General features: G+C 70.0%; 17 protein-coding genes. 2 read left to right on the top strand and 15 right to left on the bottom strand.

All coding sequences use genetic code 11. The annotated features are described in order from the left end of the window. Nucleotides 1-387: 387 nt before the first annotated feature. From H5J30_RS02845 to H5J30_RS02825, 5 genes are all read right to left on the bottom strand, one after another. Nucleotides 388-1,779, bottom strand: coding sequence for an MFS transporter (locus H5J30_RS02845; protein WP_258563056.1), 1,392 nt, complete (start codon nt 1,777-1,779; stop codon nt 388-390). A gap of 274 nt (nt 1,780-2,053) precedes the next feature. Beyond that, nucleotides 2,054-3,088, bottom strand: coding sequence for a methyltransferase (locus H5J30_RS02840; protein ID WP_181785548.1), 1,035 nt, complete (start codon nt 3,086-3,088; stop codon nt 2,054-2,056). A gap of 426 nt (nt 3,089-3,514) precedes the next feature. Beyond that, a complete protein-coding gene (locus H5J30_RS02835; protein ID WP_181785547.1) occupies nt 3,515-5,086 on the bottom strand; it encodes a DUF6851 domain-containing protein in 1,572 nt (523 codons plus the stop codon). Between the two features lie 180 nt (nt 5,087-5,266). Next, entirely contained in the window at nt 5,267-6,703 is a 1,437-nt protein-coding gene (locus H5J30_RS02830) for a DUF6851 domain-containing protein (protein WP_181785546.1), read from the bottom strand. After that, entirely contained in the window at nt 6,700-7,683 is a 984-nt protein-coding gene (locus H5J30_RS02825) for an aromatic prenyltransferase (protein WP_181785545.1), read from the bottom strand. Before H5J30_RS02825 ends, H5J30_RS02830 begins: the two co-directional genes overlap by 4 nt. Nucleotides 7,684-7,893: 210 nt before the next feature. Here H5J30_RS02825 and H5J30_RS02820 point away from each other — a divergent pair, with 210 nt between their 5' ends. Then, nucleotides 7,894-8,802, top strand: coding sequence for an aromatic prenyltransferase (locus H5J30_RS02820; protein WP_258563054.1), 909 nt, complete (start codon nt 7,894-7,896; stop codon nt 8,800-8,802). A gap of 261 nt (nt 8,803-9,063) precedes the next feature. Here H5J30_RS02820 and H5J30_RS02815 read toward each other — a convergent pair whose 3' ends face one another. Together H5J30_RS02815 and H5J30_RS02810 are read right to left on the bottom strand one after the other, a co-directional pair. Next, nucleotides 9,064-10,344 carry an NAD(P)/FAD-dependent oxidoreductase gene (locus H5J30_RS02815; RefSeq protein WP_181785544.1) on the bottom strand — a complete coding sequence of 427 codons (1,281 nt, stop codon included), beginning with the start codon at nt 10,342-10,344 and terminating at the stop codon, nt 9,064-9,066. 282 nt (nt 10,345-10,626) lie between these two features. Continuing rightward, nucleotides 10,627-11,190 (bottom strand): DoxX family membrane protein, encoded by a 564-nt coding sequence (locus H5J30_RS02810; RefSeq protein WP_258563053.1) that lies wholly within the window; start codon nt 11,188-11,190, stop codon nt 10,627-10,629. 611 nt (nt 11,191-11,801) lie between these two features. Here H5J30_RS02810 and H5J30_RS02805 point away from each other — a divergent pair. Further along, complete coding sequence (locus H5J30_RS02805) at nt 11,802-13,334, top strand: DUF6851 domain-containing protein (RefSeq protein ID WP_181785550.1); 1,533 nt, start codon at nt 11,802-11,804, stop codon at nt 13,332-13,334. Nucleotides 13,335-13,495: 161 nt separating this feature from the next. Here H5J30_RS02805 and H5J30_RS02800 read toward each other — a convergent pair whose 3' ends face one another. The 8 genes from H5J30_RS02800 to H5J30_RS02765 all read right to left on the bottom strand — a co-directional run bounded on the left by H5J30_RS02800 (nt 13,496) and on the right by H5J30_RS02765 (nt 22,692). Next, complete coding sequence (locus tag H5J30_RS02800) at nt 13,496-14,158, bottom strand: TetR/AcrR family transcriptional regulator (RefSeq protein ID WP_181785543.1); 663 nt, start codon at nt 14,156-14,158, stop codon at nt 13,496-13,498. A gap of 160 nt (nt 14,159-14,318) precedes the next feature. Beyond that, on the bottom strand, nt 14,319-15,590 hold the full coding sequence (locus H5J30_RS02795; protein ID WP_181785542.1) for a cation:proton antiporter domain-containing protein: 1,272 nt from the start codon (nt 15,588-15,590) through the stop codon (nt 14,319-14,321). A 332-nt stretch (nt 15,591-15,922) separates the two neighbouring features. Beyond that, a complete protein-coding gene (locus H5J30_RS02790; RefSeq protein WP_181785541.1) occupies nt 15,923-16,708 on the bottom strand; it encodes a helix-turn-helix domain-containing protein in 786 nt (261 codons plus the stop codon). A 170-nt stretch (nt 16,709-16,878) separates the two neighbouring features. Next, the gene (locus H5J30_RS02785) at nt 16,879-17,952 is read right to left on the bottom strand and encodes a polyprenyl synthetase family protein (RefSeq protein ID WP_309505411.1); all 1,074 of its coding nucleotides are present in this window, start codon (nt 17,950-17,952) and stop codon (nt 16,879-16,881) included. 93 nt (nt 17,953-18,045) lie between these two features. Next, nucleotides 18,046-19,635, bottom strand: coding sequence for a class I adenylate-forming enzyme family protein (locus H5J30_RS02780; protein WP_181785540.1), 1,590 nt, complete (start codon nt 19,633-19,635; stop codon nt 18,046-18,048). Between the two features lie 193 nt (nt 19,636-19,828). Next, on the bottom strand, nt 19,829-20,968 hold the full coding sequence (locus H5J30_RS02775; RefSeq protein ID WP_181785539.1) for a DegT/DnrJ/EryC1/StrS family aminotransferase: 1,140 nt from the start codon (nt 20,966-20,968) through the stop codon (nt 19,829-19,831). A 29-nt stretch (nt 20,969-20,997) separates the two neighbouring features. Then, nucleotides 20,998-21,552 (bottom strand): cupin domain-containing protein, encoded by a 555-nt coding sequence (locus H5J30_RS02770; RefSeq protein ID WP_181785538.1) that lies wholly within the window; start codon nt 21,550-21,552, stop codon nt 20,998-21,000. A 78-nt stretch (nt 21,553-21,630) separates the two neighbouring features. Further along, complete coding sequence (locus H5J30_RS02765) at nt 21,631-22,692, bottom strand: type III polyketide synthase (RefSeq protein ID WP_181785537.1); 1,062 nt, start codon at nt 22,690-22,692, stop codon at nt 21,631-21,633. Between the last annotated feature and the right edge of the window lie 100 nt (nt 22,693-22,792).

Here is a 22,792-nt window from a genome sequence, read left to right as displayed (position 1 = left end):
TCCTCTCAAAAGGCATGCGGCATCGGCGCTGGGGAGGGGCCGGCCGCCGGGTGAAGGGGTGGGTGGGGTGCGGGCCCGGACGCCAGGTGGTGGCGGCGCCTTCGTGCTGCGGTGGGGGCCGCGCCGGCAGTCAGCGGTGGCCGGCGGGGCGTTGCCGCGGGGGGACACCGGGTCACCGGTCACCGACCGGTCCGGCCGGCACCGGACAGCGATTTCTGACAGCCATAGATAAATGATAGCGCCTGTCACTTAGCAGGTGCTACCAGATGGCTGGGGTGTCGTAGGCATGTCAATCCTTGGGGGCTGCTGCGCCCCCGCCCGGCCTGATGCGTGCCGTAAGGGGCGGCGGGGTCCGGCGGTGGGGTGTCCGGGTCCGGCTCGGCGCGGTCACGGCTGCTCGGAGCCCAGGCCCGGGATCGGCCGGGGTGCGACGGTGTGCGGTTCCTCCTTGGGCTGTCCGCGGCCGCGGGCGTGCAGCTTCAGCGTGGCCAGCAGGGCCAGGACGACCGGGAGGGTGAGGACGAGCAGGACGCTGGACAGCGACCAGCCCGCGTCGACCATGATGCCGCCGCTGACACCGCCGGCCAGCGGACCCGCCTTACCGGCGCTGTTCGCCCAGCTCACAGCGGTGGCACGTACGGCCGGCGGATAGGCGACCGCGGTGATCGCCTGGAGTACGGCGGTGGCCGCCGGCAGGCACAGCCCGAGCAGGAACGCCGTGACGAGCAGCGCGGCGAACCGGCCGGCGGCCAGGGCAGCCGCCCCGAGGCCCACCGCGGTCATCGCCCACAGCAGGGCCAGGACGCGGAACCGGTCGAACCGCTTGAGGACGAAGGACACCGAGAGCTGTCCGATCAGACCGCCCCATCCGAAGGCCGCGACGGACACCGCGGCCTTCGCCTCCGTCAGGCCCTCGCGCTCGGCCAGTTCGGGCAGATAGGTGAGGATCACGAACGCGACCCCCTGCCCCAGGAAGAAGCACAGCCACAGCAGGAGCGTCATGCGGGCGACGCCCCGGGACAGCACGGCCCGCGGGGTGGGCCGTGCGCGCGTGCGCTCCGCGCTGTGGTCCCAGTCCACCCGGGACAGGTCCTCGCCCGGGGCGACGGCCTCCAGGACGCCGCGCAGTTCCTCTTGCGGCCGCTTGCGGGCGGCGAGCACGCTGACGGACTCCGGGATGACGCGGACGATCGCCGGGATCAGCAGCAGCGGGGCGATCCCGCACACCACCAGCAGCGTGGGCCAGCCGAACGCCGGCACGAGGACCGAGGCGAGGATCCCGCCGACGGCGGTACCGGCCGTCACCCCGGCGAAGGCCAGCGCGACCATCTGGACCCGCCGCCCGGCGGGCATCCAGTCCGCGATGAGCACCATCATGCTCGGCAGCACCGCGCCGAGCCCCAGGCAGGCCACGGTGCGCAGCCCGGCGAACAGGCCGATGCCCTGGGTGAATCCCATGGCGGCCGTGCACAGGCCGAAGCAGACGATGCCCGCGAGGGTGACGACCTTGCGCCCGTACCGGTCGGCGAGCGGGCCGGCGGCCACACCGCCGACGATCATCGCCAGGACGCCCAGCGTCACGGTCACCGTCACCGCGCCGCCGCCGACTCCCCAGTCCTCCTTGATCCTGGGGTAGACGAAGCCGGCGATGGCGGTGTCCAGTCCTTCGGCGACCATCGTGAGCAGGCCCACCCTCACGATGAGCCGCTGCCGGCGGCCCATGGGCCGTGCGTCGATGAACTCCTGCGGACTCGGCCTTGCCGAGGCATCCGTGCTCATGGGCCGGGCCCCCTTTCCTGTTTCCTGTGAAGCCGTGCGGGTCATACGGCGATCCGGGTACCGCCGGCGGGCGGTGGCCGCTGCCGCCGGCATGCCGCCCGGACCGCCCGGCAGCGCGAACGGTCCGGGCGGCAGCGCCGTATCCGTGGATCGCCGAACGCGCCGCCGGCTCCCTGGTGACCGTTCCGCTCAAGAACAGAAACGATCCGGCAGGCACGGGGCCCTGCGGGCCGGCCGCTCCCGCCGCCACGCGCCGTGACGGGCCGTCAGGCGCTCAGCCGGCGCGCTTCGTGGCGGACAGGACGGCCTCCACGGGCAGAGCGTGCGGCAGCATGTCGGCGGGGTCCTCTGCGATTGCCTTGGTGACGGTGAACCCGCATTCCTCCAGCCACTTCTGCCACGTCGACATCTTCTGCGCCCCGCCCTGCCCCATGGCGCAGCCGATGAAGAAGGAGGGGAAGAAGTCAACGGTGTAGTTGTCGGTGTCCTTGATGTTCTCGGGGAACACCGGTACCAGGAGGTGGACCTGCCCGCCGGCGTCCATCGACCGGTTGACGCCTTCGAGGATCTTGAACACGTCGCTCTTGTCGAACATGGGCAGGAAGTGCTTGATCAGCACTACGTCGAAGCCCTTGGGTACTTCTTCGAAGACGTCACCGCCTATGAACGAGCACTGCTCCTCCAGGCCATGGCTCCTGAAGTTCTCCAGGCACTCCTCTTCCTTCTCCGGCAGGTCGAAGGTCGTCACCCGAAGCCCGGGGGACGCCTTCAGCTTGCACGTGTGAATGGCCCCGAGGCCGGTGTTCCCGGCGAGATCGAGCACCTTCGAACCGGGCGGTACGTCGATGTTGTCGAAGAACCAGGGGTCGATGTGGGCGGTCTCGCCGTTCATCAACCGCGCCCAGGGTTCGCGCAGTTCCTTGTGCTCGGCCAGTGCGCCGTACAGGTTCCCTTCATGCCCGTAGAGCTTGTTCAGGCCGACGGTGGTGCCGGTCCGCACGCTGTCGGTGAGATAGAACAGTTGCCTGAGCGTGACGGCTTTGATCATTTCCATGCGGGCGAGCACTTGCCGGAGGTCGTTCTCGGGGATGTCCGCGAGCGCGTCGAGGGAGTAGCCGCCGGAGTCCTCGTCGTATGCGAGGAAGCTCTCTTTCACCAGCAGCAGCAGGAGTTGTTCCACGGCATCGGGCTTGGCGCCGACGGCGTCTCCGAGTTCGGCCGCGGTCATGCCGGGGGTGTCGCGGAGCTTGTCGATGACGCCGAGCTCAAAACAGGACAGCAGGCTCATGAACCGCGAGGGTCCCACCATGTATTCGCGAAATCGCGTGAATGTGGCTTCCGGTGTCAAGGTACTGGTCCCTTTCGAGTCGTCCGTGCCACTACCGTGGCGTTTGGCGATCACTTCGCCGTCGGCTCGGCGCCGTACGTGAGCACAGCCGGCGCGAGTACGGCCGGGCAGAGCGCGGCGCCGCGGTGGTGTTCACCGCGACCGCACCACCGGCGCCGGCGCCGGTGGTGCGATGCTGCTTCGGTTGTGCTGCGGGCGCCTCGCATTCCGCACGCGTGCGGATCCGGGGAGGAGCGGACATGCCGCCGTCTCCCCCGCATGGCGGATTCGTATCCCCTTGTCCGGCCCCGGCGGTGTGCGGCGTATCCCGGCAGGCGTGAGAGGAGGGGGCCTTCCGGCACTCGTACCGAGTGTCAAAAGGCCCCCCTTCCGCTTCGGGCAGGGCCGTCAGCCGTTGCCCTGGCCCGTGACGTGCCGCTCTATGAACTCGTGTGCCAGGTCGCCGAACTGCTCGCCGAACACCATGGACCGCTCGACGGTCTTCGTGAAGTGGACGCCGCCGTCCACGCGGCTGTAGGCGCACCGCTTGTTGAAGTCGGTCCAGGTGGGGAAGCTCACCCTGACGTTCTCGACGGGGGTGATGCCCGGCTCCACGATCGACTTGCCGACCTCGAAGTCGAACTCCCAGTTCAGGTCGTCGGAGTCGAAGAAGCGCCGCGCGGCCTGCGAGGCGGCGGAGCCCACGGTCGTGGAGCCCGACGGGTACTCCGGGTGGTCGCCCACAGGCAGGAAGCCGGTCCACTCGTTGGCCGGGATGTCGTCGACCGTGCCCATGCCGACGCCGCCCCAGGCGCGGATCTTGCGGTTGCCGTACACGTGCCGGACCGCGGTGATCGGCCGCACCGCTTCGTACTTGCGCTTGTAGCCCCAGGCGGCGATCAGCGTGTCGAAGGTCGCCAGGATGTGCTGGAGCATCCACTGGGCCCAGCCGTGCACGCCCAGTTCGTTGTTCTGGTCGTTCTTCAGGCCGACCTCGATGGACGAGTGGCCGATGCCCCAGAGCTTGTTCTCCATGATCTCGGCGAGTGCCTTGTGCTCGTCGTCGAGCGCGGCGGACGCCTCGATGATCTCGTCCACGGAGCGCTTGTAGGCGCGGCGGTCGGTGTGGTCCGTGAAGTCGGGCCGGGGGAGCGGGAACTGGGTCGGGTCCTTGTAGATGTGGGGCAGGGTGACCGCGATCTGCGGGGTCACGAAGTGCTGGGTGACGTAGATGCCGAGGTCGCCGGGGCCGCCGCCGGCGCGGCGGCCGTTGTGGGGCTGGAGCTGCGGCTGCCAGCGCGAGGGGTTGTTCAGCTTGAAGGCGGTGTTCGTCGGCACGTAGCCGGTGTAGTCCGCCCAGGGCCGGGGGTTGTACTTGCGGCCGCCCTCGTGGCCGAGGACGTTCATGCCGTCGTTCTTCAGGACGTTCCAGACGGCCTTGGCCGCCACGTTGCCGATGCCGACGGGGGTGGTCACGTCCTCCGAGGTGTCGTCGGGGTCCAGGCCGAGCGCGACCATCAGCTCCCGCAGGCCCGCCACGATAGGCGGCAGCAGACGGCTCCAGATGGCGTTCTGCGCGTGGATACAGGCGATGTTCATGTTCCGGTTGGTGGCCGACTCGCTGGAGGGGCGGCGCGGGATGTCGCTGTGGATGCCGACCGCCGTCTCGTGGTACGGCGCCAGCGCGTCGAACAGCGCCAGCATCGCCGCGCGGTTCATGAACAGGATGAGGGTCACGTCCATCGAGCCGATGAACGCATCGCTGGCCGACATACCGGTCCGCGCGCCGGTGGGCTGGGCCCACTTGATGTAGTTGTCCTTGTCCAGGTCGGGAAGCTCGGGCGGCTCATCGCCGGTGGCGGCAGCAGCGGGGCGGGACAACGACAGCATGGAGAGCGACGCGGCCGAGACGCCGCCGACCAGCAGCGACCTGCGGCCCAGCGAGAAGTCCGAGACAGAGGTGTGTCCGAATGTCGTCATGATCGTCTTCCTTGTCCTCAGCAGGGAGGGGCCGGAGGAGAACCTGAGAAGCGGCCCTTCACGGGAAACGGGATATCGATGGCCGTGCCCTGGGCTCTCCCCCTTCGTGCGGAGAGCGGGCTACGGGTGAGGGCGGCGGGTCGCGGTGCCGGCGTCCGGCATCGTGGCAGGGGAAGACGGTCAGTCCTTGACGTCGCCGTTGACGTGCCGCTGGACGAAGGTGTGGGCCAGGTCCCCGAACTGGGTGCCGAAGGCGAGTGAGGTTTCGGCGGTCTTCGTGAAGTGGGCGCCGGCCCATACGCGGCTGGTGGCGCAGTCGTTCTCGAAGTCGGTCCAGGTGGCCCAGGACAGTTCGAGGTCGGTGGCCGGGACGGTGCCCGGTTCCTTCTGGCCCGAGCCGGCGGGGAAGGCGTGGGTCCAGTCCAGGACGTCGTCGCCGAGGAAGCTGCGGGCGGCCTGCGCCTGGGCGGCGGTCAGCACGGTGAAGCCGGAGGGGTATTCGGGGTGGTTGCCCACCGGCAGGTAGCCGGTCCACTCGTCGGCGGGAATGGCCTCGACGGTGCCCTTGCCGGGCCCGCCCCAGGCGGTGACCGGCTTGCTGCCGTACACGTGCCGCACGGCGCTGAAGGGCCGGACGGCGTCGTAGGCGCGCTTGTGGTGCCAGGCGGCGATCAGGCTGTCGAAGCGCGCGGTCGAGCACACCAGGAAAAGCTGCGCCCAGCCGTCCAGGTCCAGGTCGTGCGCCATCGCCGCGGCGCGCGGCGACAGCGTGACCGACAGCGGGGTGTGCTCGAAGAACTCCGCCTTGACCTTCTGCTCGTCGGTCAGCCCGGCCGACGCCGCGAGCACCTCGTCCACCGCCTTCCGGTAGGCGCCGGCGTCGTTGTGGTCGAGGTGGTCGGGCGCGGCGAGCTTGAACTGGGCGGGGTCCCGGTACGTCTGGGGGGTGACCAGGCCCAGTTGCGGGGTGGCGAACCGCTGGGCGGTGAAGATGCCCTTGTCGCCCGGGCCGCCGTCGGTGCGGCGGCGGTGCGGCTCGACGGCGGGCTGCCAGCGCGAGGGATCGGCCAGTTCGTCGGCGGTGTTCACCGGCCGGTAGCCGGTGTAGTCCTCGTAGGGCTGGCCGTTGTAGGTGCGGTCCTTGCCGCCCAGGGCGTTCATGCCGTCGCCCGCGCGGGCGGCGGCGATGGCCTTGCCGGCCGTATTGCCGATACCGACCGCGGTGGACAGGTCCCCCGACTCGTCGTCAGGGTCCAGGCCCAGCGCCCCCAGCGCCTGGCGCAGCACCGGCGCCCGCTCCGTGAACACCGCCTTGACCACCTGGAACATGGCGTACAGGCCCGCGATGTTCTTGTTGCGGTTGGTGGCCGACTCCTCTGCGGGGCGGCGCGGGATCCGGGAGTACACGCCCACCGCGGTCGGGTGGTACGGGGCCAGCGCGTCGAACCACGACGTCTGCAGCAGATGCGTCACCCACGTGTACGAGGCCACGTCCCCCGGGGCCATCGCATCCGCCGGCGGGTAGCCCCCGCCGCCGTGCGTGGTGATCAGGTCCCGGATGAAGTTGCCGTTGTCGAAGTCGAACGGTATCTGCTGGGCAGGGCCGGATGTCGTCACGAGCTTGGGCCTTCCTCCGCTTCGATTGCCTTCATTTGCACAGCGGAAACCTGGTGGTGCGCTGCGAGGTCCAGGACTTCACGCTCGGGCGACCACTTGGCGGCCGTGGCGTTGATGAGACCGCCGGGGTACTTGTGCGGCGTGGTCCGCAGGAACTGCGCGATCCTCGGTTCCAGACGGGCGGGAAGATCCGCCGGGTCGATACCCCGGCGCGGCTTCGGCGCGAAGGCAATCCGAAGAATCTCCCCCGCATCCCAGCTGAGCGTGGTGTAGATCCGGTACGCCTTGCCCGCGTATGCCACCATCGCGTCGCTGGGTTTGCTCATCCCGGTTCCGTGCAGCATGGCGGACACGGTCTCCCGGTCGAGGTTTCCGGCGGTGGCGGCGGAGACCTGGAAGTACAGGTTTATCGTCTTGTTCACGTAGTCGACGCCGATCAGCGCCACCCGGTCCAGGCCGTGGCGGGCGAAGAATTCGGCGTTCCCGCCCACCGCGCGCGGCATGGACGGCAGCCCGGCCAGCCCGGCCACCGTCTGCTGGTCGTGCGGGAAGTTCGCGTAGATCTTCTTGAAACCGCCGACGATGCCGCAGTCGATGTAGTGCTCGCTGGTGGGCGCCAGCGACACGATCTCCGCGAGCACGGTGCTGACCGGATGGTCCGTTTCCGTGAGGATTCCACTCGCCAGGGCACGGGCATACGGGTCGCTGATCCCCGGGGAAACCTGAGCGGAATACTCCATTTCCGGCACGTGTGTGCCCGCCTGGAGGCTGAAGATAACGCCGCCGGTGTCCGAGAAGCCGTCCTCGAATGCGGAGAGGATCGGCCAGACCTTGTCACGCGAGAAAGGCGCATCGACCATTCGAGCCGATTCCTCGATGGCCGAGTAAAGCCTTTCCGCCCCAGTAGCTTCGGACACCAAGCACTCCAAGCAGTCGATGCCGATCAGGTTCTGCGAAATCCTGGTGTGCGACCCTACCACCGGCCACTAAAGAGTCACTCGAAAGGAACTATGGAAGGGATCTTCTTGACATTCCGTGCGCCCGGATCGACAATTCATGGAGTGACGAAAATAGGCGTGCCATGCCTGTCGTCCCTGCTCGCCGCAACCGGGAAAATGGAGATGTCAGGGCCGATGTCCTGATTCACGCAGACGCTCGTCACGAACTGTTCTGATTGAACTGGAGGGCAAATGACTGACACAGGCATGGAAGGTCTTTACGCCGCCATCGAGGAGGCGTCCGGGCTGCTGGACGTCACCCCCTCGCGTGACAAGGTGTGGCCGATCCTGTCCGCGTACGAGCTGGAGAAGGTCGTCGTGGCCTTCCGTGTGACGACGCGCGGCAGCCGGGACCTCGACTGCCGTTTCACGGCGCTGCCGGCGGACGTCAACCCGTACCGCTACGCGGTGTCGAAGGGGATCGCCGAGGCCACGGACCATCCCGTCGGCACGCTCCTCGATGACGTCCAGGCGAACATCCCGGTCACCGCCCACGGTGTCGACTTCGGAGTCGTCGAAGGGTTCAGGAAGACCTGGACGTTCCTTCCGGGCAACGACCTGCAGAAGCTGTCGAAGGTCGCGGCGCTGCCGTCCATGCCGCCCAGCCTGGCGGAGAACCTCGACTTCTACGCCCGCTACGGCCTGGACGACAAGAACAGCATGATCGGGATCGACTACCCGAGCCGGACGGTGAACGTCTACTTCCTGCAGTTCCCCGACGAGACCCGCGCGCCGGAGACCGTCCGGGCCATGCTGCGGGATCTGGGCCTGCCGGAGCCGAGCGAGCAGATGCTGACGCTCGCCAAGCAGGCCGTGGGCATCTACACCACGCTGACGTGGGACTCGCCGAAGATCCAGCGGATCACGTTCGCCACCCTGGTCCCGGATGCGCAGGCCCTGCCCGGCCGCATCGCGCTGGAGCCGAGCGTGGAGAAGTTCGCGAGGAACGTCCCGCACACCTACCCCGGCCCGGTCCAGGGCCTGTACAACGTGGCCTCGTACTCCGGCGGCGAGTACTTCAAGCTCCAGACCTACCACCAGCTCGCCGAGGGCTCGCTGGAGGCGCGGGTCCTGCTGGGCCCGGCGGGCTCCGGCAGCTGACGGCGCCGCACCGCCCCCCTCTTTCTTCGGGACCGCGGCACCGGGCCCTGCGGGAGACTCCTTCTCCCCCGGGCGCTCCCGGTGCCGCGGTCCCTTTTCCGCCGCCGCCGCTGCCGCTGCCGTTGCCGCTGCCGTTGGCGTTGGCGTTGCGGCGCCGGCCGGCGGCATGGCGAAGCTCCCGGCGGTCCGGGGATCTCGGCCGAGATCCCCGGACCGCCGGGAGCCTGTGTCGTCCGGTGCGCCCGGGGCGGCGCCGGTGCCTCAGCTACCGGGGGCGGGCGTGGACTTGGCGTCCTCGATGAGGTCGTCGACGTTGAGCTCGAACAGCCCGCCCTGCCGTCCGCTGAGCCCGGAGACCAGCTTGACGAAGTCGACCTCCGCCTCGTTCTCCTTCTCGGGGTCGACCATCTCCTGGGCCAGGTTGAAGTAGAAGCCCTTGGTCTTCGAGCGGTCGTAGAACCCCTCCACGAACTTGCGGATGTCGTGGAAGAACTCCTGGTACGCGTTGGTGTACCGGTCGAGCGCCTTCTCCTCGATCTCCGGGTGCTGGAGTATCTGGTCGACGACCTTCGACAGCGTGCTGCCCGCCAGGGTCGCCAGCGCGACACCGGTGGAGAACAGCGGGTCCACGAACGCGGCGGCGTCGCCGACCAGCGCCCAGCCCTTCCCGTGGAACCGGTCGTTGGTGTACGACCAGTCGCGCGCGGAGCGGTAACCCGCGGCCTGGGTGGCGTCCTTGAGGAGTTCCTTCAGCTTGGTGGTGGAGGCGATCTCGGACTGGAAGAGGTCCTCAAGGGACTTGCCGGACTCGGTCGCGAGTTCCGAACGCGTCACGTACCCGACGCTGAAGACGCCCTTGTCGATCGGAATGCCCCAGAACCAGCCGTCCGCGGTCCCCTCGATGAGGATGTTGCTCCACTCGTCGCCGGGCAGCCGGTGGCAGTTGTCGAAGTACGTCCACACCGCGACGTTGCGCAGCTGCTCGTTCCAGTTGACCTCGGTGTACTTGCGGCCGATGACGCGGGCCTGCCCGGAGGCGTCGATGACCATGGAGGCCCTGGCCTCCTGGGTGCCGCCCAGGCCGCGCAGGGCGTAGCGGACGCCGACGACGCGGCCGTCCTCCTCGATGGTGTCCTTGACCGTCGCGTCCTCCACGACGAAGGCACCCAGCTCGCGGGCCCGGTCCAGGATCAGCGCGTCCAGGTCGGCGCGGCGCGTGTGGAAGGCGTAGGGGATGCGGCCGCCCGTGGTGAACGAGAAGTTCCACGGCACCTCGTTGTTGCCCCAGACCAGGGTGCCGCCGTACTTCCGCTCGAACCCCTTGGCCTCCATCCGCTCCTTCAGCCCGAGTTCCTCCATGGGAACCATCACGCCGGGAATGAGCGACTCCCCCACGTGGTACCGGGGGAACCGCTCGCGGTCGAGCACGAGGACACGGTGCCCGCGCTTGGACAGCAGCGCGGCTGTAGTCGCACCGGCGGGTCCACCACCGATGACGATAACGTCGAAATCGCCAGAAAACCCGACAAGAGTGGACGACATATAGGACCTTCCAGTTCCGATGCGGCCGCACCAGCGATTCGCGTGAAGACCCCCTCCACGCATGCAAAACACGCTTCACGTCCAGCGTGGCGGGGTGTGCCCGGCGGTGTCATCGCCCAGATTGCTCAGTGGAGAATCCACCGGGACCGTGCGGCGGCTCGATCTGGAGCCGCGCCGGAACTGAACTCGATGTTCCGCAGAGCGGGCGCGGTGGGGGCCAGGCGGGGGCGGGGCGGGCGGCTTCCCGCGTGCATCACAGGGGGGTGCCGCCGGCGCGGGCCGTCAGCGTGCCTTGTCGCGGATCCAGGACGCCGCCGGGTCCACGGCCGCGGGTCCGGCGGGTCCGGCGGCTTCGACGGGCCCGAGGAGTTCGGCGGGCTCGGCGGGTCCGGGCTCCGGCCGGCCGCGCGACTTCGAGTAGCCGATGACCACGAAGGCGGCCGCGACGATCACCAGGTTCTTGAGGATGTACTGCCCTTCGAGGGTGCCGATGCAAAAGCCCTCCCAGGTCTCCTTCGGGAAGATGAAGAGCGGTGTGAACGTCCCCGCCATGTGCGCGAGGAGTCCGATACCCGTCAGCGGAACGAGTCTCCCGCTGATCAGCAGCAGCCCCAGGGCGGTTTCCAGCGTGCCGGTCAAGACGGAGGCGGCGGTCCCCTCGACGACTCCGAATGTCAGCCTTTCCACGGTCTTCGAAGCCAGCACTTCCGCCGGGCTTACCCCGGGGAAGAACTTGGGTATTCCGAACCAGAGGTAGATGATTCCGATCGAGATTCTGAGCGCCGCGATCCCGAACGAGGCGCCGAGCCTCTCCAGGGAGCGAGTGAGCTGTAAATAAATGCGCATGGGCCGTTACTCCCCCGCATGTGTCTCACTTCGGGCAGATACCCTTGAAGATTCCACGCCCCGCTTAAGGCGCGGTGGAGACACGGCAGGGCCGACCGCCGGCCGCCGGAAAAGGACCGGCGCGATAGCGGCCTTTTGCGGACCGCGCTGCCGGCGCCCGCCAGGTCAACGGCCCTCACAGTAGCCGGAGCCGATAGTGAGGCCGCCCCGGGCGGCCACATATTTCTTCACGCCGTGAATTTACGCGCCGGATACCGGCGGCGGCGGGGCAATCGCTTACCTTAGTTGGCCTCTAGTGGAGCTCTAGTAACGGCCAGTACGGTAGCCCACAGGGCTCAGGGTGCCGCATTGAATTTCCTGGCCTGCGGCGAGACGTGGATTTTGCCTAACCTTTCGAAGGCGTTTAGTGGCAACCCGTGAAGAACAGGAACTATGACCGCACCCGCTCTTATGGAAGCGCCGGAACAGTCGGTGTGTGCGACAGGTCTGGGGCATGGCCGGCCCGCAGACGTCGCCTTGGACCGCGGAGCCCCCTCCTTTAGAAAGGAACACAGCGCATGACGACGTCCGGACACACTTCTTCCTCGAATTACTCACCGCGGCGCAGGTCCATGCTCCTCGGCGGGCTCGGCGGTGCCGCGGCCCTGTCCGCGGCGGGTTTCTCCGGGACGGCCTCGGCCAGCCCGAGCGGTAAGTCGGCCGGCAGCAAGGCGGCAGCGATCGAGTTCGACCTTGACAAGGACAACTACATCAAGTGGGCGCAGCCCACCGACGAGAACGCCGGCCAGTCGCCGACCCTGGCGATCCTCGGTCCGATGGACGTGACCGTCTTCCTGTGGATCAACCGCGTGGTGTGGCTCGCGGCGTTCGACGCGCTGGCGCCGTACCACGAGACCGCGGTCGGCGTGTACAGCCAGATCCCGCGCCGCCCCTCCAGCGAGTCCGCGACCAACCGGAACCTGAACATCGCCGCGATCCACGCCCAGCACGGGGTGTGGAAGCAGGCCCTGCCGCAGCAGGTGGGGCAACTGCGGGAGCTGATGGTCGCGCTCGGCCTGGACCCCATGGACGAGACGGAGAACCTGAGCAGCCCGGTGGGCATCGGGAACGTCGCCGCCAAGAACGCCTTCAACGCCCTGAAGAACGACGGCATGAACTTCCTCGGCTACGAGGGCCGCAAGTACAACCCCAGGCCGTGGGCGGACTACACCGGCTACGAGCCGGTGAACACCGCGTTCAAGGTGAACAACCCCTCGCGCTGGCAGCCGCAGCTCCAGGCCCACAACGCGCGGCGCGCCGGCGGCGGCCCCGGCGACCTCGGCATCTACGTCACCCAGCACTTCGTGACCCCGCAGATCGCCCGGACCAAGGCGCACATCTTCCGCGACCCCTCCCGGTTCCGGATCCCCCGGCCCGAGTTCAGCGACCACACCAACCACCGCGCCTACAAGCGCGAGGTGGACGCGATCGTGGACGCGTCGGCGAATCTCAACGACGAGCGCAAGGCGCTCGCGGAGATCATGGAGAACAAGCTCTGGGGCATCGGCCACTCGTCGATCGTCATCGCCAAGAAGTACGACCAGAACAACGAGATGGGCGTGCACGGCTGGGTCCACTGGATGCTCTCGCACGTGCTGGCGACGTTCGAGCCGCTGATCGCCGCCTGGCACCACAAGAGGATCTACGACGCCGTCCGCCCGGTCACCGCGGTCCGCCACGTGTACGGCAACCGCAAGATCCGCGCCTGGGGCGGGGTCGGCATGGGCACGGTCGACATCCGCGCCTCGGAGTGGGCCGGCTACCTGCCGGTGGGCGACCACCCGGAGTACCCCTCGGGCTCGACCAGCCTGTGCTCGGCCACCTCGCAGGCCGCGCGGCGCTACTTCGACTCCGACGAGCTGGACTGGACGATCAACTACCCGGCCGGCTCGACGGTCGTCGAGCCGGGGATCACCCCCGGCAAGGACCTGTCGATCCACTTCCCGACCTGGACGGACTTCACCCGGACCTGCGGGAACAGCCGGGTGTGGGGCGGCGTCCACTTCCAGACCACCGTCGATCGGACGATCGTGTTCGGTGAGCAGTTCGGCGACCTGGCCCACGAGTTCGTACAGCGGTACGTCAAGGGCGACGTCAAGGACTGACCGTCGTCCCCGGCTCCGGGAACACAGCCGGGGGACGCAAGGGGGGCAGGGCCTTGGGGCAACCGGTGGATTGTGCGTCCGCCGGGCCGCCCCGGGGCCCTGCCCTGCGTCGCGCCGCCGGCCTCCCGCCGGGGCAGGCGCGCCCCGCGGGGAAGGCGGGGTCAGCCGGCCGCTGCGCGGGGCTCGCCCGGGGCCAGGCCGTGCTCCAGCACGGCCAGTGCCCGGTCGAACATCCGGGGCAGGTCCCCTTCCTGGTTCCCGTCGCCCCATTCGAGGACGACCTGGTGCAGGCCGCCCAGCATGGCGCCGACCATGACGCGCAGCGCGAGGCGGTCGGCGCGGGGTCCGGCCCGTTCGGCGAGCGCCGCGGTGAGGACCTCGACGGCCTTGTCCTGGCCCTCGTGCATCTGCGCCCGCAGGGCGGGCACCTCGCGCACCAGTTCCATCCGCCACCGGTACTCCGCGTTGAACTCCTCGTAGGTGGCGCGGGCCATCGCCGAGACCGCCGCGCGCAGGGCGGGCAGCGGCGGCTCGTCCGCGGGGCGCTCGCGCAGGAGTTCGGCGCCGGAGAAGGCGTAGTCCTCGTCGCGGAGGATGATCTGCTCCTTGTTGCGGAAGTAGCGGAAGACGGTGCTGGGCGAGACCTCGGCGGCCGCGGCGATCTGCTCGACGGTGGTGCTGTCGTAGCCCCGCTCGTCGATCAGCCGGCGGGCGGCCGCGCGGATCGCCTGGCGGGTACGCAGCTTCTTGCGCTCGCGCAGGCCCAGGCCGGCTTCGGCGGCCCGGGCCCGCGCGGACGTCTCTTCGGGTGTGGCTGAGGACATAGGGGTCATTGTCGCCCGCCCGCGGCCGGATCGGTCAGGGGCTCGGCCAGGGACTCCTCCCCCGGCCCCTCCTCCCCCGCCGGCTTCCCCGGCTTCCCCGGTTCCTGCCCGGGCTCCTCTCCTGCCTTCTGCCCGGCCCCGCAGCCCTCGGGGGGCGGAGTCAGGCGGGGGTGCCGACCGTTCCCGGCTTGCGTCCGGATGCGCCGGCGGCGGGGGGCAGGTCGTCCTCGCGGGGGCGGCCGAGGATCCAGCTGAGCAGCGGGCCGGTCATCGCGGTGGTGATCACGGCCATGACGACCATGAGGGAGTAGAGGTCCTGTCCGATGAAGCCCAGTTGCAGGCCCACGTTCAAGACGATGAGCTCGGTCAGGCCGCGGGTGTTGAGCAGGGTGGCCAGCGCGGCGGACTGCCGTAGCGGCATGCGGTGCAGGCGGGCGGCGGCGATCGCGCCGGCGGACTTGCCGCCGACGGCGACGAGCATGATCAGGGCGAGGGCTCCCAGGCCGCCGGTGTCCATCTCGGACAGGTCGACCTTGAGGCCGGAGACGAGGAAGAACACCGGCAGCAGCAGGGTGCCGGTCATCTGCCCGAGGCGGTTGTGGACCTCGGCGTGGAGCTGCTCGGTGCCGGTGCGCGGGAGGATCGCGCCGAAGAGGAACGCGCCGAAGATGTAGTGCAGCCCCACCCATTCGGTGGCGGCCGCGGACAGCAGCAGGCCCGCCAGGATGCACGCGAACACGGTCGGGGTCAGGCGCAGTTCGCTCCGGCGGGCCGCCAGGCGGCGCAGCAGCGGGCGCAGCACGAAGAACATGACCAGCAGGTAGGGGACGGCCAGGAGCATCCGCCACTGGTCGGCGCCGCCCGGGCTGCTGATCGCGACCACGGCGGCGAGGAGCACCCAGGCCAGTACGTCGCCGATGGCGGCGCAGGCCAGCGCCACCGCGCCCAGCGGGGTGCGGGTCATCTGCCGGTCGGTGAGGATGCGGGCCAGCACCGGGAACGCGGTGATCGCCATGGCGACGCCCATGAAGAGCACCAGTCCCCTCTCGTCGCCGGTGCTGTAGTCGCCTGCCAGGTAGAGCGCCAGGAGCATGCCCAGGCCGCAGGGCACCAGGATCGAGCTGAGGGAGACGGTGACGGCCAGGCGTCCGTTGCCGCGCAGCAGCGCGGCGTCGATCTCCAGGCCGACGATGAACATGAAGACCGCGACGCCTACCGCGGCCAGTGCGCTGAGCAGGGGCCGTACGGTGTCCGGGAAGAGGGCGTCGGAGACCGCGCCGTCGAGGAGGGTGGGGCCCAGCGCGACGCCGGCGAGGACTTCGCCCACCACCGCCGGCTGGCCGCATCTGCGGGCCAGCGCGCCGAGCAGCCGGGCCAGGAGCACGATGACGGCGAGGCCGACGAGAAGTGACGTGGTCTGATGCGTGTCCATACCTTCGTCTCCGTGAGTCGGGATCCCGGCATGGTCCGTATCGGCGGCACGGGTGGGCGGGCGGACGGGCCGGGCGGGGGCGGGGGCAGGGCCGGCCGCGTCTAGGGTCTGTCGTTTGGGTCTTGCCGGATCAGGGAGCGGCGGCTGGTGCCGTGCATCGCAAGGCGGAGGAGGGAGGCGACGCGGAGCGTCGTCGACCGACGACAACGCCGCTGGGGGTACCGCCCACGCGCGCTCTGCGCGCTGTGGGGGAGCGGTGCCAGCCTCCCCCACAGCGCTTCGCTCGTGGGCGGTGCCCCCAGCGAGCCCGGCGAAGATCCGAACGGCAGGCCCTAGGCCGCTGTCGGCTGCGGGTCCATGCCCGTCAGGGCGAAGAGGATCGGCGGTCGGGTCCAGTCCATCGGGGAGAGGGTGACGTCGCGGATGCGGCCGGTGTCGGCACCCACCCGTACGGGGCCGACGGTGGCGGTCAGCGGCGCCGGACCGGCACCGGTGCCGGTGCCGGTGCCGGTGCCGGCCGTGCCGTGCTCGCCGAGGGCCACGGCGTGGATGTACCAGGTGCCGGGAGGGATCCGCGGCAGGGTGAAGCGGCCCGGCGTGCTGGCGGTGCTCCAGGACGCGGGCACGCCCTGCAGGATGGCGCCGTCGAACGCCCCGACGTAGGCGCGGGAGAACTCGGCGCCGGTGGTGCGCAGCACCCCGGTCACCGCCCCGGTCCGGCATCCCCCCGCCGGTACCGGCACCGGCGCGGCCCGCGGCGGGTGGGGGAAGGCGGGCGGCGGTGTCCGGCTGCCGCAGGCGGGCGGCAGCTTGCGGTACTGGGTGGGGGAAAGCCCGACCGACTCGGTGAAGCGGCGGGTGAAGCTGCCCGTGCTGCTGTAGCCGACCCGCGCCGAGATGTCGGCGACGGTCAGCGAGGTGCTCAGCAGCAGGCGCTTGGCCTCGTGGAGGCGTACCGCGCTCAGGAAGCGGCCCGGGGTGACTCCGGTGACCCGGGTGAACACCCGCAGGAAGTGGTACTTGCTGACCCGCACGCTCTCGGCGAGATCGTCCAGGCTCAGCGGCTCGAAGAACCGTTCGCGGATCGTGGTGACGGCATGGCGTACGAGGTGCTCCATTCGGGGCTCCCGGTCGCGGTCGGGTGGCGGTCACCGCAGCGGTGCGGGGTGCGCGGGGGCATGCGGCGGGAAGCCGCCGGGGTACGGGCCCCGCCGGCTTGCGCGGTGCGGGTGATGCGGGGGGGGGTGAGCGGTGCGGGTGGGGTGAGCGGTGCGGGTGGGTGGGGGGGTCAGTTGGTGCGGTAGGCGGCGCGTACGGCCATGTCGGCGAGTTCCTGGCGCCACTTGGGGTCGACGGGTGCGTCGGCGATGGCGGCGCGGCCCTGTTCGACGAGGTCGGCGATGTGCCGTTCGACGTCCTTGGGGACCTCGGTGTCCTCCAGGCGGCGGCGTACTTCCTCGGGGGTGTGGCCGGGTTCGGTCATCAGGGTGCGGATGTGTGCGTCGCGCTGCATGGCCCAGCCGAGGAGCAGTGTCATCTTGTGCTGGGTGAAGTCCAGGCCGGTGGGTTTGCCGGTCTCGGTGGAGTCGCCGAATGCGTCCAGGAGGTCGTCGCGGAGCTGGAACGCCTCGCCGACCGCTTCGCCGTATTCGACGTAGGCGGTGGCCAGGTCGGGCCGTCCTGCCGCGTTGGCGCCCATGACCAGGGGGCGGTGGATGGTGTAGCGGCCGGATTTGATGAGGGCGACCAGGCGGGAGAGCTGGGGGTCGGCGGAGAACTCGGCGGCGGCGCAGACGTCCAGGCACTGGCCGATGTTGACTTCGGAGCACAGCCGGTGCCATTCGGGCAGGACGGCGGGGGGTGCCTGGCAGACGAGTTCCTGGGAGTAGACCAGGGCGAGGTTGCCGATGAGGATGGCCACGCCTTCGCCGAAGCGGCGTGATTCGCCGCGCCAGTGGCGGCTGTCGTGGAGGTCGCCGTAGAGGGTGTGGATGGTGGGCTTGCCGCGGCGCTGTGCGGAGTTGTCGAGGATGTCGTCGTGGATGAGGGCGGAGACGTGGAGCATCTCCAGGCCCGCGGCGGCGGCGACGATGCCGGGGTCCTGCGGGTCGCCGCCGGCGGCGAGGTAGCCGGTGATGCAGAAGGTGGGCCGGACGCGTTTGCCGCCCGAGGTGACCAGGTCGGTCAGGGCGTCGACGGCGGCCAGGGCGCGTTCGTCCATCGCCGCGTAGCGGTCGCGTTCGGCCGTGAGGAACGAGGCGAGCTTGTCCTCCACCCGTTGCAGCAGGTCGTCCGTGATGCGGCGCACGGAGGCGGCCGGGTGGGGGCCGGCGCCGGTCCAGGAGGTCACTTCGGTAGTCACTGCGTGTCTCCTCGGGCGGGGCGTATGAGCATGTGCGGCAGGGGTGGGGCCCCGCCGGCGTGACAAGGGGCGGCGCCGGCGGGGCGTGCCTGGTCAGTCCTGGTTGTCTTCCCACTGCTTTTCCAGCCGGCGGGCCAGGGCGAGGCGCTGGACCTTGAGCGTGGCGGTGCGGGGCAGGTCGGCCTGCGGGATCTGCACGGGGTCGGCCAGTTGGGGGAAGGCGGCGGCGGCCGCGCGCCAGCGCTGGCGATCCAGCGGCTTGTCGTCGACGGTGCAGATCACCGGGACGGGCTGGGAGCCGGGGCCGGGGACGACGACGAGTTCGCTGAGTTCGCTGAGTTTGCCCAGGACGACGTCCTCGATCTCCAGGGAGCTGCGCACTCCGGGGATCATGTCGACTTCGCGGTCGAGCATGTGCAGGCAGCCCAGGCGGGTGCGGTAGCCGACGTCGCCGGTGCGCCACCAGTCGCCGTTGCGGTTGGTGTCGTAGCGGTCCTGTTCGGCGAAGTAGGTCTTGGCCAGGCCGTCCCAGGCGACCTCGATGAAGCCGGGGCTGGTCTCGGAGGGCGGCCGGCCGTCCCGGCTGACCACGCGGATCTTCGCGGCGCCCTTGGGCATGGCCCAGCCGACGCAGCGCCCGTTGGCCTTGTGCGCGGAGCGGCGCAGGTAGGCGCGGCCGGCGGCGGGGCCGACTTCGCTTTGCCCGTAGATCTGGAAGAACAGTGCGCCGCGGCGGTGGGAGGAGTTGAGGAGTTTACTCATGGTGCCGGGGTGGATGGCGTCGAAGGTGCTGGAGAAGACCTTCACCGACGCGAAGGGGGTGCGGGGGTCGTCGGTGAGGGGTTCCCACTCCATCAGCGAGTTGGGCAGGGCCTCGATGAGCGCCGGGCGGTGGGCCAGGAGGTGTTCGGCGACGTCGGCGGGGTCCGACTCGCGCATGAGCAGGACCGGGTACTCCTTGAGCAGGGCCAGGGACATCGCGGCGACCATGCGGGAGTGGACGAAGGGGACGTGGATCGCGACGGTCTCCTTCTTCCGCATCAGCGACAGCAGCCGCCACTGCGGTATGAGGCGCAGGCCCTGGGTGCGGGGGGTGTGGACGACGAGTTTCGGCAGCCCGGTGGTGCCGGAGGTGTGGGTGATCACGGCGGCTTCGTCGATCGGGCGGACGACGGGGGCCACCCGCGGGGAGCCGGCGAGGGCGGCCAGGGAGATCGTGCCCGGCCGCTCGCCGCCCACGGCGACGACCCGTTTGGTGAGGTCGGCCAGCGGGATGTCGGCGAGGATGTCGAGCTTGGCGGTGTCGGTGACCAGGCTGGGCTGGTCGGCCCGTTCGATCAGGGCGGCGACGGTCACGGCGTCCAGGGCGGGCGAGAGGTTGACGACGACGGCGCCGATGCGGGAGACGGCGGCGGCGATCATCCAGTGGTCGGCGTTGGCCGTCTTGTAGATGACGACGCGTTCGCCGGGCCGGATGCCCGCCGCCCACAGGCGGGCCGCCAGGTCGTCCACGTGCCCGGCGTACTGGGCCACCGTCAGGCGCTGTCCCGCGTCGGGGAAGACGTCGAGCCGGTGGTCGAGGGTGATCGGCGTCGACGGATTGACGGCCGCGGCCATCTGGGGCAGCAGACCGATGTGAAGACCGCGCTTCAGTATCGATTTGTAGGCTGTGGAGCCCTTCATGGGAACTGTCTCCTTCGGGGCGGCTGAGGAGGGTGTGGGCGCTCGCGGGGATCCGTGACGCGGCACCGCCCCGGCCCCGGCCCGGCACCGCCGGGTCCGGGCGGGGCGGGGCGGGATGGCGCGGGGCGGCGGGTGGAGAGGCAGAGTGGGGGGTCAGGCGGGTCAGGCGGGTGAGGTGGGTGGGTGGGGGGTGTCAGGTGCGGGGGGTGGCGTGGGTGCGTACGGCTTTGCGCAGGACTTCGGCGACCCGTTCGGTCTGGCTCATGGTCAGCTCGGCGTGCATGGGGATGCCCAGGTTGCGCCGGAAGAGGTCGGCGGAGACCGGGCAGACCTGCTTCGATTCGAACGCGGGCTGGACGTGGCTTGCCCAGGTGCCGTGGAAGGAGCCGATGTTCGCCGCGCGCAGGTCGGTGGCCACGGCCCCGCGGTCCACGCCCTCGGCCAGCGTCACCATGTAGGACTGCCAGGCGTGGGTGCGGTCGGCGGGCACGTGCGGCACCGTCAGGAGTTCCTCGCCGGCCAGGAGTTCCGCGTAGCGTGCGGCGATCGCGGCGCGGTGGTCGAGGAATTCCTCCAGCCGCTCCAGTTGCACCCGCATGATGGCGGCCGCGATGTCGGAGAGCTTGTAGTTGTAGCCGATCTCCAGGAACTCCGGGATCGGCAGGCCGATGACCTGGCCCTGGTCGAAGATGCTGCCGATGCCGAAGGAGGCGCGCCGGCGGGCGAAGGCGGCGATCTGCGGGTCGGTGGCGATCAGCGCGCCGCCTTCGCCGCTGCTGGCGCCCTTGCGTCCGTGGAAGGACAGGCAGGCGACCTCGGCCAGGGAGCCGGCCGGGCGGCCCTGGTAGGTGGCGCCGACCGCGCAGGCGGCGTCCTCGACGAGGAACAGTTGGTGGCGGTCGGCGATCGCCTGCAGTTCGGTGTAGTCGGCGGGCAGGCCGACGGTGTCGACGGCGATGATGCCGACGGTCCTGGGGGTGACCAGCGCCGCGACCGCCTGCGGGTCGACGGTGCCGGTGTCGGCGCGTACGTCGGCGAAGACCGGGACGGCGTCGACGTAGCGGACCGCGTGGGCGGGGGCGGGGAAGGTGTAGTCGGCGACGATGACCTCGTCGCCGGGCTTGACGCCCAGTGCGAGCATCGCCAGGTGCAAGGCGGCGCCGCAGTTGCTGAGGGCGACGGCGCCGCCGGCGCCGTAGCGTTCCTGCAGGCCGGCTTCCAGGGCCTTGCCGCTGGGGCCCTGGCCGGCCGGCCAGCCGGAGGCGAACACCTCGGCGACGGCGGCCAGTTCCCGCTCGCCCAGACTCGCGTGCGTCAGGGGGATCTTGTCCATGCTGCTCCCGTGGGTCGTCGTCATCTGCCTCACGCCCCGCCTGCCGCCGGCCGTGCGGAGGGGGCGGGGGGCGGGTCGTAGCGAAGCGGGGTGATCTGGTGGACGTCGTAGCGGCGGCGCATCTCCTGGACGGCGTCGGGATCCACCGCCGTGCCGGCCGACCAGATCTTCGCGATCTCCTCGAAGTACAGCTCGTGCACCGGGGAGGGCAGGCACTGGAACAGCATGCGCACCGGTTCGGCGGAGGCGTTGCGGAAGGCGTGCGGGGTGTTCGGGGGGACGAACATGCTGGCGCCCGGGGTGGCGCGGACCATGCGGTCCCCCTCGGGTGACTCCCACTCGTGCCAGTTCTCCTCCGTGCGCTTCGTCGGCTCGAACGCCAGGAGTTCCAGCTCGCCTTCGAGGACGTAGAAGAATTCCTGGGCCTCGCCGTGGACGTGCGCCCCGACGTCGAATCCGGGCGGCACGACCACCTCGAAGATCGACACGGAAGAGCCGTCCGCTTCGGTGGCCTTGAAGGTCACCTCCTGCGCCTTCGTGATCAGCTTGCGCCCCTGGCCCGGGGGGAGGATAAGGCCGGTCATCAAGTTCACTTCCTCTTTCTCCGCGCGGAATCCGGCTGCGGCACGGCTGCCTGGAGCAGGCTGCGGGGGTTTCCGGTTCTACGTGCCGGTGCCGTCGGTGCCCCAGGTGCCCAGTGCCATCTCGGCGGTGATACCCGGGCCGAAGCCGGCGATCATTCCGGTGGCGTCGGGTTTCGCCGTGCCCTCCTCGAACAGCCTGCGGGCGGCGTCGAATACGACGGCGCTGGCGATGTTGCCGTACTCGGTCAGGGTCGACCAGCTGTGGCGGAATACCTGGCGGTCGACGTCGAGGAACCTGGCGAGGTCGTCCAGGATCCGCGGCCCGCCGGCGTGGACGATGTAGAAGTCGAGCTTCCCGGCGTCCCAGCTGTGGTCCTTGGCGAACTCCCGCAGCACCGGCGCCAGCGGCTCCATCGTCCCGGGCACCCGGCGGTCCAGCTGGAAGTGGAAGCCGGTGTCGCGCACCGAGTAGGAGATCCAGTCCTCGGTGTGGGGAATGAGGTAGGAGGCGTTGCGCTCCACCTCGATACCGACACCGCCGTTGCCCCGCACCACGGCGGCGGCGACCGCGTCGCCGAACAGGCCGTCGGACAGCAGCGATCCGATGTCGTCGGCGGTGGGCTGGTAGCACAGCGAGCACAGCTCGCACGCGACGATCAGCACATTGCTTCCGGGGTGGGCCAGGCAGAAGTCGTGGGCCCGGTTGACCGCCGCGCCGCCCGCCGCGCAGCCCAGCTGCGCGATGGGAATCTGCCGGGTGTCCGACCTGAATCCCATCTTGTTGATCAGCCAGGCCGTCAGCGACGGCATCAGGAACCCGGTGCACGACACGTAGATGATCGCGTCGATGTCACGGGCCGTCATGTCGGCGTTCTGCAGCGCCTCCTCGATGACCGGCGGGCACATCTTCTTCGACTCGGCCTCGTAGATGAGGTTGCGTTCGGTCAGCCCCGGGTGGCCGAGGGTCTTCTCGATGGGCTGGACGATATGCCGCTTCAACACCCCCGTGTTCCGGATCAGCCGCAGCGCCAAAGGGAGCTGCGGCTTTCCGGCGTGCGCCTGTTTGGCGAACTCCAGGGTCTCTTCCATCGTGATGATGTATTCCGGCGCGCTCACCGCAGGCTTGCACAGCCTTGGCATATCTGGGGCCTCTTTCCTCGGAGTCTGCCTTCGGTACGTGAAGGATCTGCGCCCAGCTTCAGGAACGGTTTCCACCGGCCGCCGCCCCCGCGCACAGGAG

Origin of the sequence: Streptomyces phytophilus, assembly GCF_013870535.1 — a bacterium.
In the GTDB taxonomy this organism is placed as follows: Bacteria; Actinomycetota; Actinomycetes; order Streptomycetales; family Streptomycetaceae; genus Streptomyces; species Streptomyces phytophilus.
This window is presented reverse-complemented; position numbering and strand designations above follow the sequence as displayed.